The 14,716-nt window shown below is 60.8% G+C and carries 11 protein-coding genes; 8 read left to right on the forward strand and 3 right to left on the reverse strand.

The features are described 5' to 3' along the window. Window positions 1-56: 56 nt before the first annotated feature. Window positions 57-1,490, reverse strand: a complete 1,434-nt coding sequence (locus RG540_RS09670) for an MFS transporter (protein ID WP_038593437.1) — start codon at window positions 1,488-1,490, stop codon at window positions 57-59. A 154-nt stretch (window positions 1,491-1,644) separates the two neighbouring features. On the opposite strand from RG540_RS09670, the gene RG540_RS09675 reads away from it, so the two are divergent. Beyond that, on the forward strand, window positions 1,645-2,430 hold the full coding sequence (locus tag RG540_RS09675) for an AraC family transcriptional regulator (protein ID WP_197560178.1): 786 nt from the start codon (window positions 1,645-1,647) through the stop codon (window positions 2,428-2,430). A gap of 1,041 nt (window positions 2,431-3,471) precedes the next feature. On the opposite strand, the gene RG540_RS09685 is transcribed toward RG540_RS09675, so the two are convergent. After that, a complete protein-coding gene (locus RG540_RS09685) occupies window positions 3,472-4,287 on the reverse strand; it encodes a LysR substrate-binding domain-containing protein (RefSeq protein WP_162182800.1) in 816 nt (271 codons plus the stop codon). A gap of 195 nt (window positions 4,288-4,482) precedes the next feature. Between RG540_RS09685 and RG540_RS09690 the strand changes: the two genes are divergently transcribed. From RG540_RS09690 to RG540_RS09725, 7 genes are all read left to right on the forward strand, one after another. Further along, window positions 4,483-6,090, forward strand: coding sequence for an ABC transporter substrate-binding protein (locus tag RG540_RS09690; RefSeq protein ID WP_046599834.1), 1,608 nt, complete (start codon window positions 4,483-4,485; stop codon window positions 6,088-6,090). Window positions 6,091-6,156: 66 nt separating this feature from the next. Then, complete coding sequence (locus tag RG540_RS09695; protein WP_157884606.1) at window positions 6,157-7,560, forward strand: class-II fumarase/aspartase family protein; 1,404 nt, start codon at window positions 6,157-6,159, stop codon at window positions 7,558-7,560. Further along, entirely contained in the window at window positions 7,560-8,543 is a 984-nt protein-coding gene (locus tag RG540_RS09700) for an ABC transporter permease (RefSeq protein WP_038587189.1), read from the forward strand. The genes RG540_RS09695 and RG540_RS09700 overlap by 1 nt, the downstream gene beginning before the upstream one ends. Further along, on the forward strand, window positions 8,540-9,751 hold the full coding sequence (locus tag RG540_RS31600; protein WP_080724909.1) for an ABC transporter permease: 1,212 nt from the start codon (window positions 8,540-8,542) through the stop codon (window positions 9,749-9,751). The genes RG540_RS09700 and RG540_RS31600 overlap by 4 nt, the downstream gene beginning before the upstream one ends. Before the next feature lie 11 nt (window positions 9,752-9,762). Then, window positions 9,763-10,731, forward strand: a complete 969-nt coding sequence (locus tag RG540_RS09710) for an ABC transporter ATP-binding protein (RefSeq protein ID WP_038587191.1) — start codon at window positions 9,763-9,765, stop codon at window positions 10,729-10,731. A 3-nt stretch (window positions 10,732-10,734) separates the two neighbouring features. Then, the gene (locus tag RG540_RS09715; RefSeq protein ID WP_038587193.1) at window positions 10,735-11,727 is read left to right on the forward strand and encodes an ABC transporter ATP-binding protein; all 993 of its coding nucleotides are present in this window, start codon (window positions 10,735-10,737) and stop codon (window positions 11,725-11,727) included. 600 nt (window positions 11,728-12,327) lie between these two features. After that, window positions 12,328-12,603, forward strand: a complete 276-nt coding sequence (locus RG540_RS09725) for a DUF4242 domain-containing protein (protein WP_038587197.1) — start codon at window positions 12,328-12,330, stop codon at window positions 12,601-12,603. A 327-nt stretch (window positions 12,604-12,930) separates the two neighbouring features. Here RG540_RS09725 and RG540_RS09730 read toward each other — a convergent pair whose 3' ends face one another. Then, complete coding sequence (locus RG540_RS09730; RefSeq protein ID WP_244446645.1) at window positions 12,931-14,706, reverse strand: sulfatase; 1,776 nt, start codon at window positions 14,704-14,706, stop codon at window positions 12,931-12,933. Window positions 14,707-14,716 lie beyond the last annotated feature (10 nt).

Raw genomic sequence — 14,716 nt, forward strand, 5'->3', positions numbered from 1 at the left:
AGGATTTCGAAGGTGGTTTTATCGATCGACATGGCGACGCTCCCTTGCGCTGGTGATCAGGTGTGATCGTGCCAGAGCAGCAGCAGCGAGGCGAGCGCCGAGACCGCGCTGATCGCTCCAGTCGCAATGAACGCCGCGTGGTAGCCGGCGAGCTGACCGAAGGTCTCAGAGCCTGTGCCGCTCTCTGCGACCGACACCGAATGCGCGAGCGTCACCAGGGCGGCGATGCCCACGGCTCCGCCGAGCTGCCGGGCGGTGTTTTGCAGACCGGCGGCGAGACCGGATTGCGCATGGGGAATACCGGCAAGAACCGCGTGCGTCGCCGTCATGATCATCAGGCCGAGGCCGCCGCCGACAAGCAGTGACGGCCACAGGATATCGGCGACATAGACGGGCGCGGCAGGAACCCAAGCCAGCCAGACCAATCCTGCCGCAGCCATCAACCCGCCGAAGAACGGCAGGCGGTCGAAGCCGGCATCGCGAAGATAACGCGACGAGATGGAGGTGATGGCCAGGAGCAGCGCCATCGGCAGGATGGCAAGGCCAGTGTCCATCGGGCTGTAACCGGCGATCTGCTGGAGGACGAGCGAGATGAAGAACATGGACGCGGTCAAAGATGCGCCAAGGCCCATGACCATGACGATACCGACCGGGATGTTGCGATGCCGGAAGACGCTCAAACGGATCAGGGGCTGCTCGGTGCGGCTTTCGATGCCGACGAACAGCGCAAGAAGGCCAGCCGCGATGCCGAGGGCGCCAAGCACGACGGGCGATCCCCAGCCCAATGCGACCGATTGGGTGATACCGTAGATGAAGCTGCCGATCGCGAGCGTGATCGAGATCGCGCCCGGCATGTCGAGCTTCAGGCGATCTTCACCATGAGGCTGCGGCGCCAGGCAGGTCGCAACGACCAAGCTCAGAAGCGCACCGATCGGCGCGTTGACGAACATGACCCAGCGCCAGCTCAGAACGCTGACCAGCACACCACCGATGATGACGCCGAAGGCGGCGGCGATCGCCCCCGATGCGGCCCAGAAGGAGATCGCCCGTTCGCGCCCGGCTCCCTTGGGATAGACGGAGATGATGACGGCCAGCGTCGAGGTTGCGAGCGCCGAAGCACCAAAACCCTGAACCGCCCGTGCCGCCAGAAGCATGGGGCCGCTGGTCGCGAAGCCGCCTACCAAGCTCGCCAGAGTGAAGGTGATGAGACCCGCCTGAAGGATGGCTCGGCGACCGTAGATATCGCTCGCACGTGCCGCGAGCAGCATGAAGCCGCCGAGCGACAGCAGATAGGCATCGACAACCCATTGCTGACCAATGGTGGTCAGGCCGAGATCGGCGCGGATCGCCGGCAGCGCCACATTCACGATGGCTCCGTCCATGACGACCATGAACGAGCACAGGCAGGCAACCACTGCGGCAATCCACGCCGGAACACTGCTACGCAAAAGGGAAGATGGAACCACCGGGGCGGCGGAAACAGAAGACATCGAATGCACCTCGTCGGGTTGGATCACGGCGCATCCGTCTGGAAGACCGTTTGCGTCGCCTTCCAGGATCGACTGAGATGGGTTATGAGCGGTATCGATATATGGACATAAAATACTGAGAGATGGCCAAAACGGTATGACAACAGCCTCGTCGATGCCCGTCGATCTCAGCGACCGGCTCGATGGCCCGTCGCTGATTGCCGTGTGGGGCAATGATGACCCCGGCACGGAGTATCGGCTGGGAACGCGGGAATATGACTGGCACACGCACCGGCGCGGACAGGTGCTGTGCGTCGAAAGCGGCCTCATTCATGTTCGAACGGCGCATGGTTCCTGGCTGCTGCCGCCGCACCGCGCCGGCTGGATTCCACCGGGGGTCGCTCATGCGGTCAGCGTCAGCGGTGCACTGAGTGGGTGGAGCGTCTTCATTGCCCCCGACGCCGGACGCCATCTGCCCGACGCTCCCCGTGTGATCGGCATCGGGGAACTGATGCACGCGCTGGTTCGGAAAGCCGTCACTTGGAACACCATGGACAGGCTGCAACCGGATCAGGATCGCGTCGTCGCCGTTCTACTCGACGAGATCGCACAGGCGCCGCAAGAGCGTCTGCATTTGCCGATGCCATCCGATCCGCGGCTGGTGCGCATCGCCAATGCGATCCTCGCCCGGCCCGAGAACGAGCGAACGCTCGACGAATGGGCGACATGGGCGGCGATTTCGTCGCGCACGCTGCGGCGTCTCATTCTGGCCGAGACGGGGTTGAGCTTTGCCCAATGGCGACAGCAGGCGCGTTTGACCCACGCCCTCGAAATGCTGGCCCGAGGCGATCCCGTCGGCATGGTCTCGGACGCTCTCGGATATGCCGCGCCCAGCAACTTCATCACGATGTTTCGCCGCGCCTTTGGCGACTCCCCGGGCCATTATTTTGCAAGCCGATAGCCCTTAGACGACGTCTCGGTGCCTGACGTCGGCGGCAATATCCAATTTGAAAAATTCAAGGATCGAAAGTTTCAACCCATGGGGTCGCAGTACTGGGAGACTCTCAGTCGGGTGCGCACTACTGGCGCGGACCCATCGATCTGAACGCACATGAGTTTAGTTTGGCGCAAGGGCCTCTACCGCGCTTTCCGCTGTTGGACAGGGTCACCTGATAAGGTCTAGGCTCGCCTTGATGTTTCGCAGTTCCCTCGTGCGCGCGGCCACGATTTGGCGCGAGCGCTTCTTGGCGGAGCGACCGGTCTTCGGCATTGCTGACTTGATAGCTGCCAGCCCGGCCCCAAAAGCGGCAATCGCGTTTCCATAATACGCCGTTCAATCAAAAAAGTTGGTACTTGGTACAATTAAGTTCGCGTATTGGATTGTTATATATAAAGAAACTCGCGCTGATCCGTCCAGTCGATCATCGGCGCAACGGCGAAAACGGGAGCCTGGAAATATATATTTTCTTCTTGTTTTACAGACCTTGCGTCACTCTGTTCTCCGTCTTGTTCAAGCTCATCTTGTACCAAATCCGTCCGTTTCGAGCATGGGCGCTATCACCCCGCGCGCGCGAAAAGATGGCAGCGTCAGCTACATGGCACGCGTGCGAGTTATGCGGGATGGCGTGACTTATCACGAGACGGAGACTTTTAACAGACGGCCGGCGGCCGCTGCGTGGATGAAGAAGCGCGAGCGGGACTTGCAAAGCCGCGCCGCCGCGTTGCGGCGGCTCGGGGATGCTGTCGGCATTGGCAATCTCGCCTCTTCGTCGAGCTATACGATCCGCCTTAAGTCCGCGCACTTGCCCTTGGATAGAAGCACCGGACTGCTCTTCAGCCCGGCGCGGTGTTGTTGCTTATGACAGACACCGGCGGACTCGTGTTAATCGAGCCAATCGGCATGACAGCCCGTCGCCGCTAGCGTACCGTTTCCGGCTAGACATCGTGTATGCGGAGACTGGGGCGCTGATACCAGTTGAGGCGGACCGGATCATCGGCCGCCCTATTCCATCACCGCATCTCTCAACCAGGTGCGAAAGAACCGGAAACTCTCGGACCGAAGCTTCGGATCGGCGAACATGAATAAATAATGCTCATGCACCATTTCGTTCTCAAACAGAGTAACGAGCTGACCGTCCGCTAGCTCCTGCTTGACCAGCTTCTGGCGGACAATGGCAATGCCGAGTCCTTCGACGGCGGCCGTCAGTTCGAGGCCAGAGCTTTCGAGATCAATGAAGCGGGTATTTGAGAATATTCTTGGCGCACGCGGTCCGAGCCAGCGCTCCCAGTTGCGGGTGAATTCCGCCGATCGCAACAAGGTATGATTTTCCAGATCGTCGGGCGTCTTGAGAGGGGGTGCGCGGCGCAAATAGGCCGGGCTGCAGACCGGAGTGAGATCCGCGTCGCCCAATATCTCGCATACGAATCCTTTTTTCCCGACCGTCTCGCCCACATGGATCATGCCGTCCAGCCCTTCCACATCATGCCCGCCGGTGACGAATTTCACGACGATGTCGGGACGGCGCGCGTAAAGCGTTCCGAGCACCGGCATGATGCATTTCTGCAGAAAGACGCGCGGACTTCCGATCACCAGCGGCCGGCGATCGACGCTGACCGAGAGATCGCTTGTCACGGCGCGGATATCGCCAAGAGACGCGTGGATTCTCGCCCAATAGACCTCTCCGGCGGGCGTCAAGGCTATTCTTCGGTGCGTTCGTTCGAAGAGGTCGCAGCCCAAGAATGCTTCCAGATTCTGGATCTGCCGGCTGACCGCGCCGGGCGTCAGGAAGAGCTCGTCCGCCGCCTTGGCGATGCTCATGTGCCGCCCCGCCGATTCAAAAACAGGTAGCGAGGTCATCGGCGGCAGGTCCCTGCGCCTTCTTTGCATGATGTTTTCCTCCCTCCGCTTCTCTAGCGTTCAATTGAGAAAAACTCAATCGAATTCAGAAAATTTCGATTTTTCCGCCGGCGATCCGCCGATACTGTCCCCGCGGAATGAATGGGAGGGAGGACCATGAAGAACTTATCACTGGCATCTTTCGGCTTGGCGATCGCGGCTGCGACGTCACTTGCCCCTGTCGCGGCTTCGGCCGAACAATTGCGCGTGGGTCTTGCCGCGCTCGCCACGTCGGTTGATCCGCATTTCCACCGTGCCGGCTACAATTTCGATCTCCGCGAAAACATCTCGGACGCGCTCGTTTACGCCAACGGCGTCAACGGCGGCGTCGAGCCGCGCCTTGCGAAATCATGGGAGATCCAGGGCGATACCAAATGGGTCATCACCCTCGAATCGAAGGCGAAGTTCGACGACGGCAGCCCGCTCGGCGCCGACGACGTGATCTACTCGATGTGCCGGGTGCGCAATGTGCCAAACAGCCCCGGCCTGTTCAGCAGCTTCATTTCCACCATCAGCGCCATCAAGGATGCCGGCGACGGCAAGATCGAGATCGACACCAAGAAGCCCGACCCGAACCTGCTGCGCAGCTTGAGCAATATCGGCATCGTCGAGAACCCGACCGGCCGCACCCTGACCTATGACGACAAGACCTGCGGCAACGACAACTGGCTGGAAACGGCCGGTTTCAACAACGGCAAGGTTCCCCCCGGTATCGGCCACTACCGCGTCAGGAAATTCACGCCCGACGTCCAGATCGAACTCGAGCGCAACGCACAGTATTACGGCACCCCGGCCGCCTACGATTCCGTGCTGGTCAAATCCCTGCCGGACAACAGCGCCCGCATCGCAGCCCTGCTTGGGGGCGCGGTGGATGTCATCAATGCCGTACCGATCAATGCCATCGACAGCATCCAGTCGTCGGGCAAGCACCACCTGTCGTCCATGCCCTCGACGTTGCTGATCTTCCTGCTGCCCGATCAGGGCCAGGAAAAGACACCGAAGGTTTCCGGTACCAACGGAAAGAACCCCTTCCTTGACGCGCGTGTCCGCAAGGCGCTCAATCTCGCCATCAACCGCGAGCAGATCGCCGAGACCGTGATGGGGGGCATGGCGGGGCCGGCAAGTCAGATCATCGTTGACGGCGTCTTCGGTCACAATCCCGACCTGCAGCCCTCTCCCTTCGATCCGCAGGAGGCCAAGCGCCTGCTGGCCGAGGCGGGGTATCCGAACGGTTTTTCCCTGACGCTAAACGCGCCGAGCGACCGCTATGTTAACGGTGCCCAGGTCGCTCAGGCGGTGACCGCCATGCTCTCGCAGATCGGGCTCAACGTGACGCTGGAGACTTTCCCGTTTAGCATCTACTTCACCAAGGCCAGCGCCTACGAGTTCAGCCTCTATCTCGCCGGTGCCGCAGCCGATACCGGCGAGGGCCTGAGCCAGATGATCAACCTCGCCGGCACCCGCAATCCCGACCGCGGCTGGGGCGGTGCAAACCGCGGACGCTATTCCAGCAAGGTCACCGACAAGGCGCTCGAAGACGCGCAATCGACGCTCGACGACGCCAAGCGGGAAGAGCTGATCCGCTCCGCCGTGGCCCAGGTCTACAAGGACGACGGCTACGTGCCGCTCTACCACGAGTTCGGCGTCTGGGGGGTGCGCAACGGCGTTCACTACGACGCCAACGCCAACCTGACCAATATCTTCTACACCGCACGTCCCGAATGACGCACGGCCGGTGGAGCCGGCATTTCACGCCGGCCCTGCCCTATTTTTATGAGAGTGCAAAGCCAGATGGGTACAGAATTCAACGACGCCCTCACGTCACAATACGACTACCGGGGACTGAGGGAGGCATTCGCACCGCCGGCCATGTACCAGGCCTTCCTGGACGTCGAAAAGGCCGTGGCGCTGGCCCAGGGAGAGCTCGGCATGATCCCGGTCGCTTCAGCAGAGGCGATCGCCGGACATTGTCGTTACGATCTCCTGGACATGGAACGCTTGGATGCCTCCTATCGGACAACCCGCCATCCGCTGATGCCGCTCATCAATGAACTCGTCCGGCTCTGCGGCTCCGAGCACGGCGGTTATGTCCACTGGGGCATCACCACTCAAAACATCATCCAGACGGGACTGCTGTTGCTCGCCAAGCGCGCCCAGGCGGTGCTGGACGGCTTTCTCGCCAACATCCTTCAACATCTCGGCCACCATGCCCGCACCCATGCCAACACCGTTATGGCCGGACGCACGCATTATCGCCACGCGGTGCCGATCACCTTCGGTTTCAAGGTGGCTGTCTGGATCGAGGAATTCCTCCAGGCCGCGGACCGGCTCAAGGAGGCCGAGAAGCGAGCCTTCGTGGTGATGAGCGGCGGCGCGGTCGGCTGCTTCTCGGCCCTCGGTAGGGAGGGGCCGGCCTTCCAGTCGCGCGTGGCGGCTCTTCTCGGCATGGGCGAGATGGCCATTCCCTCCCGGGCGATCCGCACCCACATGTGCGAATATGTCAATGCGCTGAGCCTGATAGCCTCCATCTGCCACAAGATCGCCGAGGAGATCTACCAGAGCTCCTCCGAAGAATACGGAGAGCTGCACGAAGGTCGCATCGAGGGCACCATCGGCTCCTCTACCATGCCGCAGAAGATCAACCCGATCCTCTGCTACGGCATCATCGCCAACAGCAACAAGCTCTATTCCTGCGCCGGAATGCTGATGGCGGCCGCATACCGCCCGTTCGAATCGGACGGCAGCGCCAACCAGATGTTCGAGGACGGGCTGGCCGAGGTCATCGCCGCCATTTCCGAAATCCTCGTGCGGACCGAACTACTGGTGCGCGACCTGCATGTCGATACGGAGCGGATGCGGGCCAATCTGGACCTGTCGCATGGAGCGATCTTCGGGGAGTTCGCCATGATGCGGCTCGGCCAGACGCTCGGCAAACACAGGGGCCATGAACTGGTCCACGACGCTGCCATGGCCGCGGCCGGCGGCAAGGCCCCCTTCCTGGAGGAGTTGGCGCTGCTGCCGGGCGGCGAGGCAATCCGGGTCGAGATCGAGAAGCGGCTTGAAACCAGCAGTACCAGCGGCATATGCGCCGAATATGCGTTGCATTTCGGTTCGCTGGTCCAGGATATTGTGGCGGGGTCTATGCCGACCGCCGAGCAACGCAATATCAACGCCTACCTAAAGGCCGACCGCTGATGTTCTCCTTCGTGCTGCAGCGCCTGTTGCAAAGCGTGGTCGTGGTGCTTGTGCTGTCGATCGTCCTGTTCGTCGGCGTCTGGCTGATCGGCAACCCGGCAGACATCCTGATCTCGTCTGAAGCATCGGAGGCCGACCGGCTGGCGGCCATCACCGCGCTCGGCCTCGACAAGCCGCTCTGGCAACAGTACTTGACCTTCCTCGGCAATGCCGCGCAGGGGGATTGGGGATATTCCTTCGTCTACAAGGAGCCGGTCGTCAGCATTCTGCTGCAGCGTTTGCCCGCCAGCCTGGAACTCGGCATCGTGGCCTTTTTTATCGCCATCGCCGTCTCCGTGCCGGCAGGCCTCTATTCGGGCCTCAGGCCGGGTTCGCCGCTCGGCCGGGGCCTGATGGCCTTCTCGCTGATCGGCGTCAGCATACCGACCTTCTGGCAGGGCATGCTGCTGATCGTCGCCTTCGGTATCGCCCTGCCGATCCTGCCGGTCGGCGACCGGGGCCAGGTGGCGACCCATCTCGGCATCACCACCAGCCTCTGGACGCTCGATGGCTGGTCGCACATCGTCATGCCTGCCTTCAGCCTGGCATTGTTGAAAATGTCGCTGCTGATGCGCGTGACGCGCGCCGCGACGATGGAAATCGTGCGCCTCGACTTCGTCAAGTTCGCCTATGCCAAGGGCGTGCGCAGCCGCAAGGTCGTCGTCGGCCATATCCTGCGCAACGCGCTGGTTCCGCTCGTCACCGTCACCGGCATCGAACTCGGCAACCTGCTTGCCTACGGGGTGATCACCGAGACGGTCTTCTCCTGGCCAGGATTGGGCAAGCTCCTGATCAACTCGATCAAGGTCTTGGATCGGCCGCTGATCGTAGCGCAGCTCACCTATACCGCGCTGCTGTTCATCGGCATCAATTTCATCGTCGATATCCTTCACATGGCGATCGATCCCCGCATCAAATCCGTGATGGGACGGCGCACAGCATGAGCACGGCCGGATTCAAGGATTACGCGCAGCACTTTGCCGAAAGCCGCGCCGCCGTCGTCAGTCTTGCGGTCAGCCTGGCCTTCGTCGCCTGTGCCATCTTCGCACCGCTGCTGTCGCCGACGGACCCATACGACCTGACGCAGCTTCAGCTCTCCGATGCGTTGAAGCCGACTGGTTCCACGCGCATGCTGCCGGGAGAAGAAGTCAGGGCCAATATCCGCATCGACGGCAGCGCGACGTCTGTCCAGCCGGCCACAGCAGCCAAAACCCACGTGACGCTCGTGGCCGAGCCCTGCGGGCTGAACTGTCTCGGCGTCGGCGTTCAGCCGGAGGGAACCAGGCTCGCAAACTTGCAGATCCGCAACCTTCCGGCCGGCGCAACCGTCGAGGGTGCCAGGAAGCATCCCGTCCAGCCTTGGTGGACCGTAGATAATCCGGAGGGCGGCAAGGTTAGAATCGCGTCCAACGGCCCGCTGCCAGCGACCTTCACCTTTCTCGCCATCGCCAGGTCCATGGATCAGGAAACGGATTTTGTCTTTCGCCTGGGCACCGACAGCTTTGGGCGCGACATGTTCTCGGCAATTCTCTACGGCGTCAGGATCAGCGTCTTCGTCGGGCTTGTGGCGGCCGGCGCCGCGATGGTGATCGGCACCGGGCTCGGGCTCCTTTCGGCCTGGCGCGGCGGCATTACGGACGCGATCATCATGCGCGCCGTCGACTTCATGCTCGGTCTTCCGGCCTTGCTCGTCGGGCTTGCAATCCTCGCCATTCTCGGCAACGGCGTCAGTAAGGTCGTGCTCGCTATCGTCATCGTGCAATGGTCCTATTATGCCCGCACGGCCCGCTCCTTTGCGATGAGCGAACTTGGTAAGGAATATGTCGAGGCGGCACGGTGCCTGAGGCTTTCGCCCGCGCGCATCATGCTGCGGCATGTACTGCCCAACTGCATGCCGCAGATCATCGTGCTCTTCACGCTCAACATCGCCTCGGCGATCTCGCTCGAATCGTCGCTGAGCTTCCTCGGAGTCGGCCTACCGCTTACAAGGCCGTCGCTCGGCATGCTGATCGCCAGCGGCTACGAATTCATCTTCTCGCACAAATACTGGATTAGCATCTATCCCGGCATCGTGCTGCTGGTGATGATCGTCGCCATGAACCTGCTCGGCGACCGGCTGCGTGATCTCAACAATCCGCGGCTCGACCGCTAAAGGAACCGCCCATGACGGACCCCTTCTTCCGCGTCGATAACCTCAACACCTGGTTTTTCACGCGCCAGGGCGTGATCAAATCCGTGCGAGACATTTCCTTCGAACTTTCCCGCGGCGAGGTGCTGGGCATCGTCGGCGAATCCGGCTCGGGCAAATCGGTGACGGGCATGTCGATCATGGGCCAGATCGACGAACCCGGCCACATCGTCTCCGGCTCCATAGCTCTCGATGGAGAAGAGTTGACGACGCTCAGCTTCGAGGAGATGCGCCACTATCGCGGCAAGCGGATCGCCATGGTGTTCCAGAACCCGCTGATGACGCTGAACCCGCTGATGCGCGTGCGCGATCAGATGTACGAGGCGATCGGCGAGCACGAGAACATCTCCCGCAAGGACATGCACGACCGCTGCATCGAGGCGCTGAAGGCCGTGGGCATCCCTTCGCCGGACGAGCGGCTGAATGCCTATCCGCATGAAATGTCGGGCGGCATGCGCCAGCGCGTCGTCATTGCCATCGCGCTGCTGCTCGGACCGGACATGATCATCGCCGACGAACCGACGACGGCCCTCGACGTCACGATCCAGGCCCAGATCATCTATCATATCCGACGCCTAATCGACGAGCACGGGCTCGGCATGATCTGGATCACGCACGACCTCTCGACGCTCTCCGAACTCGCCGACCGGATCATGGTCATGTATGCGGGAGCGACGATGGAAATCGGCACGACCGAGGAAATCATTGGCGGCGCACGCCACCCTTATACCCGCAAGCTCCTCGATTCCGTCCCCTCGCGCAACGTGCCGGGACAGAAGCTGAATCAGATTCCCGGCAACATGCCGTCGCTGCTTGCGCTTGGAGAGGGTTGTCCTTTCGCCAGCCGCTGCGACCGGGCAGCGGATATCTGCAGCGAGCCGGTGCCAGCCATCCAGCTATCCGCCACGCACCACATCTGGTGCTACCATCCATTCGAGGACTGACGCGTGAACGAGACGATCTTCGAGGCAAAGGACCTGTCACGCAGCTTCAGCGTCGGAAGCAGCCCGCTTCGCGATTTTGCGGACCATTTTTTGCGTGACCGCCCGCCAAAAGTGCTGCGCGCCGTCGACAATGTTTCGCTCTCTCTGCGCGAGGGGGAAACGCTTGGCATCGTCGGCGAGTCCGGATGCGGGAAATCGACACTGGCGCGGATGATCGCCGGCATCCTGCCGGCCTCTTCGGGCGAGCGGCGTTTCCGCGATGAGCCCTACGAAAGCTTCCTTGCGCGCAACCGCGACGCGCTGAAGGTCCAGATGGTCTTCCAGGATCCGCTCTCCTCCCTCAACCCGCGCCTGCGCGTCGGCGATATAATCGGCGAGGCTGCGGTGTTGCACGGGCTGGTGCGGCGTCCACAGATCAAGGACTATGTCGTCGACATCCTCTCCCAGGTCGGCCTGCCTGCCGACAGCATGGGTCGCTATCCTCACCAGTTTTCCGGCGGCCAGCGCCAGCGCATCGGCATCGCCAGAGCGCTGGCAGTCAAGCCCGACATGCTCATCTGCGACGAAGCCGTGGCCGCGCTCGATGTTTCGGTACAGGCGCAAATCATCAACCTTTTGATGGATATCAAGCAAGATAGCGGCCTTGCGATGATCTTCATAAGCCACGATCTCGGCGTCATTCGGCACCTGTGCGACCGGGTGGCAGTGATGTATCTCGGCCGCGTCGTGGAACTTACCGAGACGGAACAGCTTTTCGCATCCCCCTTGCATCCTTACACGCGCATGCTGCTGGAGGGCATGCCGAAGATCTCGCTCCAGCGACGCCGGTTCATGCCGATCCAGGGAGAAATCCCCTCTCCTCTCAGCCCACCCTCCGGTTGCCACTTCCATCCGCGTTGTCCGATGGCGACCGAACATTGCGGCCGGATACGCCCCGAACTACGCGAAGCCTCGTCGGGCCATGTTCATGCCTGCTTGAATATCGAGCCTTGTTGAGGTGTGTTCGGGATCGGCAAAATGGGGGATGATATGGTCCAGGGGCGTTTTGCAATCCGGTGCTGGATCACGCCACGATCCGCGGAACCTCCAGACGCTGAAGCTTACTTCGACGATATGCCGGAGCTGGAGCATTCAGCTCTTCGTCTCCTGCGTGGAGGGAAGTACAAGTTGATCGCGGCCTACGAGTGGGACCCGGATACGCGGAAACAAACGGAACTCGGCACTTACACCTTGGACAACATTGGCAGGCTTTCTTGCATGGGAAGGAAGGCCGGACCCTAGACTGCCCATACATCTACACAGTGTTGGCTCACGTCACGTCCAATTTCTGGCTCACTTTATCGTTTTCAGCCTCCTTCCGATAAACCCGCCGCGGTGAGACGACGGGTTTGGGGGGAGACACACCATTCTGACGAAGCCTGTTGAATGGTGCCAAGGGGATATGGCTTCCACGTCCCTCCGGGTATAGCGCTCCCGGTGCTTAGGTGCCGCCGCATGGTGCGGTGGATTATCGCCTCCTAGCCGCCATATGGACAAGTTGACATTATTGTGGCCCGCGGGCCCAATGCCTCTTCATCTCGAGGAGAGGATAAGCACATGCCTACTTTCATCATCGAACGAGATATCCCCGGAGCGAGTAATCTTTCAAAAGCCGATCTCTGCGCCATATCGGCCAAGTCCAACGAGGTCGTTGAGAATCTGGGCGTGCCCTACACTTGGATCACAAGCTATGTCGCCGGCGACAAGATCTACTGCGTTCACGAGGCCCCGAGTGCCGATGCCATTCGTGAACATGCGGATAAGGGCGGCTTCCCAGCGAACAAAATTACCGAAGTTACATCCGTGATTGGACCTGAGACCGCTAACGCTTGACCGCATTTCAAATTGGTGTCGTTTTGCAGTTAATCGTGAGACTCTGCCTGCAACCATTTCAAGGAGATAGCAGGGCAAAACATTTGAGGTTGAGCAGTTAATTTGAGATTCAAGCTCGTGTTTTGGCACCTAAATTGATATTTGCCACAAGAACAGGATCTGTCCATCCTAGCAGGCAGCGTTCAAAAACGAGAATATTCCCAATAACTTACAGATTGATCAGTGCGGAACCCGGGCGGCCCGTCTCAAATTAACTGCCAAGAGCTGCTCCAACGAACGCATCTCACGATGAGCCGCCAAGCGACACAAAGATTCAAACAGAAACGATCATGACAAAGCTCCAGCGCTCGACCATTCGGCAGGGATGGCATCAAAAATTCGGAGCATGTCTGAAGTGACGTTCGGCATCACGAACGAAAGCTGCCATGGGGTCAGATGACCGAAACGATCAAGCACTGCTGATGACAAATCCAATCCGAAAATGGTCTTGAATTCCGCAGAGAGCCGGACGTCTTTAACAACCTCATTTAGCGCCAGTCTAACGCAACCATCGTAGCTTCCATGATCGTCGCCTCGCTGTGACAGCCGCTCGCCATTCTTGAGCTGCGCCCATTGCCGGTCGATCAGCAGATGCTCGGGACCGACGGCACCCACGAGGGGCAGGCCAAGTCGTTCGAACTGCGAGGCCGGCGCGTGATTGGCGCGCATGGCTGCGACGAGGAGGTCCGCCATGCGCGTTTCGACCTCTTCATCGCGAAGAGGTGTCTGTTGTTCGGGATCCGTTTGGAGATCGAAGAGCAGCGTTCCAAATATATACGGATTGCCAAGCGCCTTGGCCGGAAGCCGCATTACCGGGACCTGCTTGGTGAACGGAAAGGGGTCTGCCAGCGACAGTTCTTTCAGTTCTCCCGGTGCGAAACGGTGGTCCATATGTGTCGGCATCAGCGTATATTGCTCGAGCGGCTGGTTTTCGGGGGTCACGCAGGCCCGCATATAGACGTAACGCCCGTCGGTAATGCAGACATGCCCGCCATGACTGCCGAACAGGCCGGCTTCACGGACCTGCTCGTCGGTAGAAATGACGCCGGACAGCGGCCTGCCCTGCATATCCTCCGTCGGGGTTACCCCGAAGAAATCGAGAAGCGTCGGACCGAAATCGATCGTCTGGACCAGGCTCGAGCGCCGCTCGTCCTTCACACGCAGGCGCGGATCCCAGACGAACAGCGGCGTGTGGATGTTTTCCTCATACCAGGGCTGCACGTTCTTGCCCCACCAGCCGCGCTCGCCGAGCAGCAGTCCGTGGTCGGTGCAGACGATCAGCATCGTATCGTCCCACAGTCCATATTCGTCCATCGCATCCAGCACGCGGCCGAGGCTGTCGTCGCACATGCTGAGCAGCGCTGCATATTCCATCCGCGCATGTTCGACTTCCTCCGGCTTCTCGGTCACGGCCCGGTAGTCCGGCCAGTCGAAATGCGGGCCGTCGTAGTCGTGCGGATACCGTTCCTTGTGGCGGTCGTAGCTGAAGAAAGGTTCGTGCGGGTCGAAACATTCGACCTGCAGGAACCAGCGATCCTCGGCGTGATTAGTTTTGATGAACTCGACGCCGGCATCGAAGGTCTTCGTTTGCGGATGATCGGCGATGTCGGTCATGTACTGGCGGTTTACCCAGTCCTGCCGCCAGAGACTGCCGGACCGCCAGCTTGCGGTCTCAGGGATCGGCGGGTCGCCGACATGGCCTTTCCAACGATCGCCTTCCTGGCCCCTGCAGAATTCGTAGCTGCTGTAGCGATTGTGATAGGTGGCGCCGCCATCCTCCCAATAGTGCTGATGATCGGTGACGAGATGGGTATAGACCCCGCTGGTCCGCAGCATTTCCGGCATCGAATCGTCGAAGGGCTCCAGCGGCCCCCAGGAGCGGTGCAGGAAATTGTAGCGGCCGGTATGGAGTTCGCGGCGGGCCGGTATGCAGGGCATGCTGCCGCCATAACAATTGTCGAAGGTGACGGTTCGCTCCTGCAGGCGGCGGAAATTGGGAAGGTCATTCCAGTCGGCACCATAGGCAGGCAGGAACCTGCGATTGAGGGTGTCGAACATGATCATGATCGCTTTC

Origin of the sequence: Neorhizobium galegae bv. orientalis str. HAMBI 540 (assembly GCF_000731315.1) — a bacterium.
Taxonomy (GTDB): domain Bacteria; phylum Pseudomonadota; class Alphaproteobacteria; order Rhizobiales; family Rhizobiaceae; genus Neorhizobium; species Neorhizobium galegae.

Excerpts from the sequence above, each read along its gene's own strand:
- RG540_RS31600 (WP_080724909.1), top strand. The coding sequence starts at position 8,540 with ATGAGCACGGCCGGATTCAAGGATTACGCGCAGCACTTTGCCGAAAGC.
- RG540_RS09695 (WP_157884606.1), top strand. The coding sequence starts at position 6,157 with ATGGGTACAGAATTCAACGACGCCCTCACGTCACAATACGACTACCGG.
- RG540_RS09685 (WP_162182800.1), bottom strand. The coding sequence starts at position 4,287 with ATGAGCATCGCCAAGGCGGCGGACGAGCTCTTCCTGACGCCCGGCGCG.
- RG540_RS09730 (WP_244446645.1), bottom strand. The coding sequence starts at position 14,706 with ATGATCATGTTCGACACCCTCAATCGCAGGTTCCTGCCTGCCTATGGT.
- RG540_RS09710 (WP_038587191.1), top strand. The coding sequence starts at position 9,763 with ATGACGGACCCCTTCTTCCGCGTCGATAACCTCAACACCTGGTTTTTC.
- RG540_RS09725 (WP_038587197.1), top strand. The coding sequence starts at position 12,328 with ATGCCTACTTTCATCATCGAACGAGATATCCCCGGAGCGAGTAATCTT.
- RG540_RS09690 (WP_046599834.1), top strand. The coding sequence starts at position 4,483 with ATGAAGAACTTATCACTGGCATCTTTCGGCTTGGCGATCGCGGCTGCG.
- RG540_RS09670 (WP_038593437.1), bottom strand. The coding sequence starts at position 1,490 with ATGTCTTCTGTTTCCGCCGCCCCGGTGGTTCCATCTTCCCTTTTGCGT.
- RG540_RS09675 (WP_197560178.1), top strand. The coding sequence starts at position 1,645 with ATGCCCGTCGATCTCAGCGACCGGCTCGATGGCCCGTCGCTGATTGCC.
- RG540_RS09700 (WP_038587189.1), top strand. The coding sequence starts at position 7,560 with ATGTTCTCCTTCGTGCTGCAGCGCCTGTTGCAAAGCGTGGTCGTGGTG.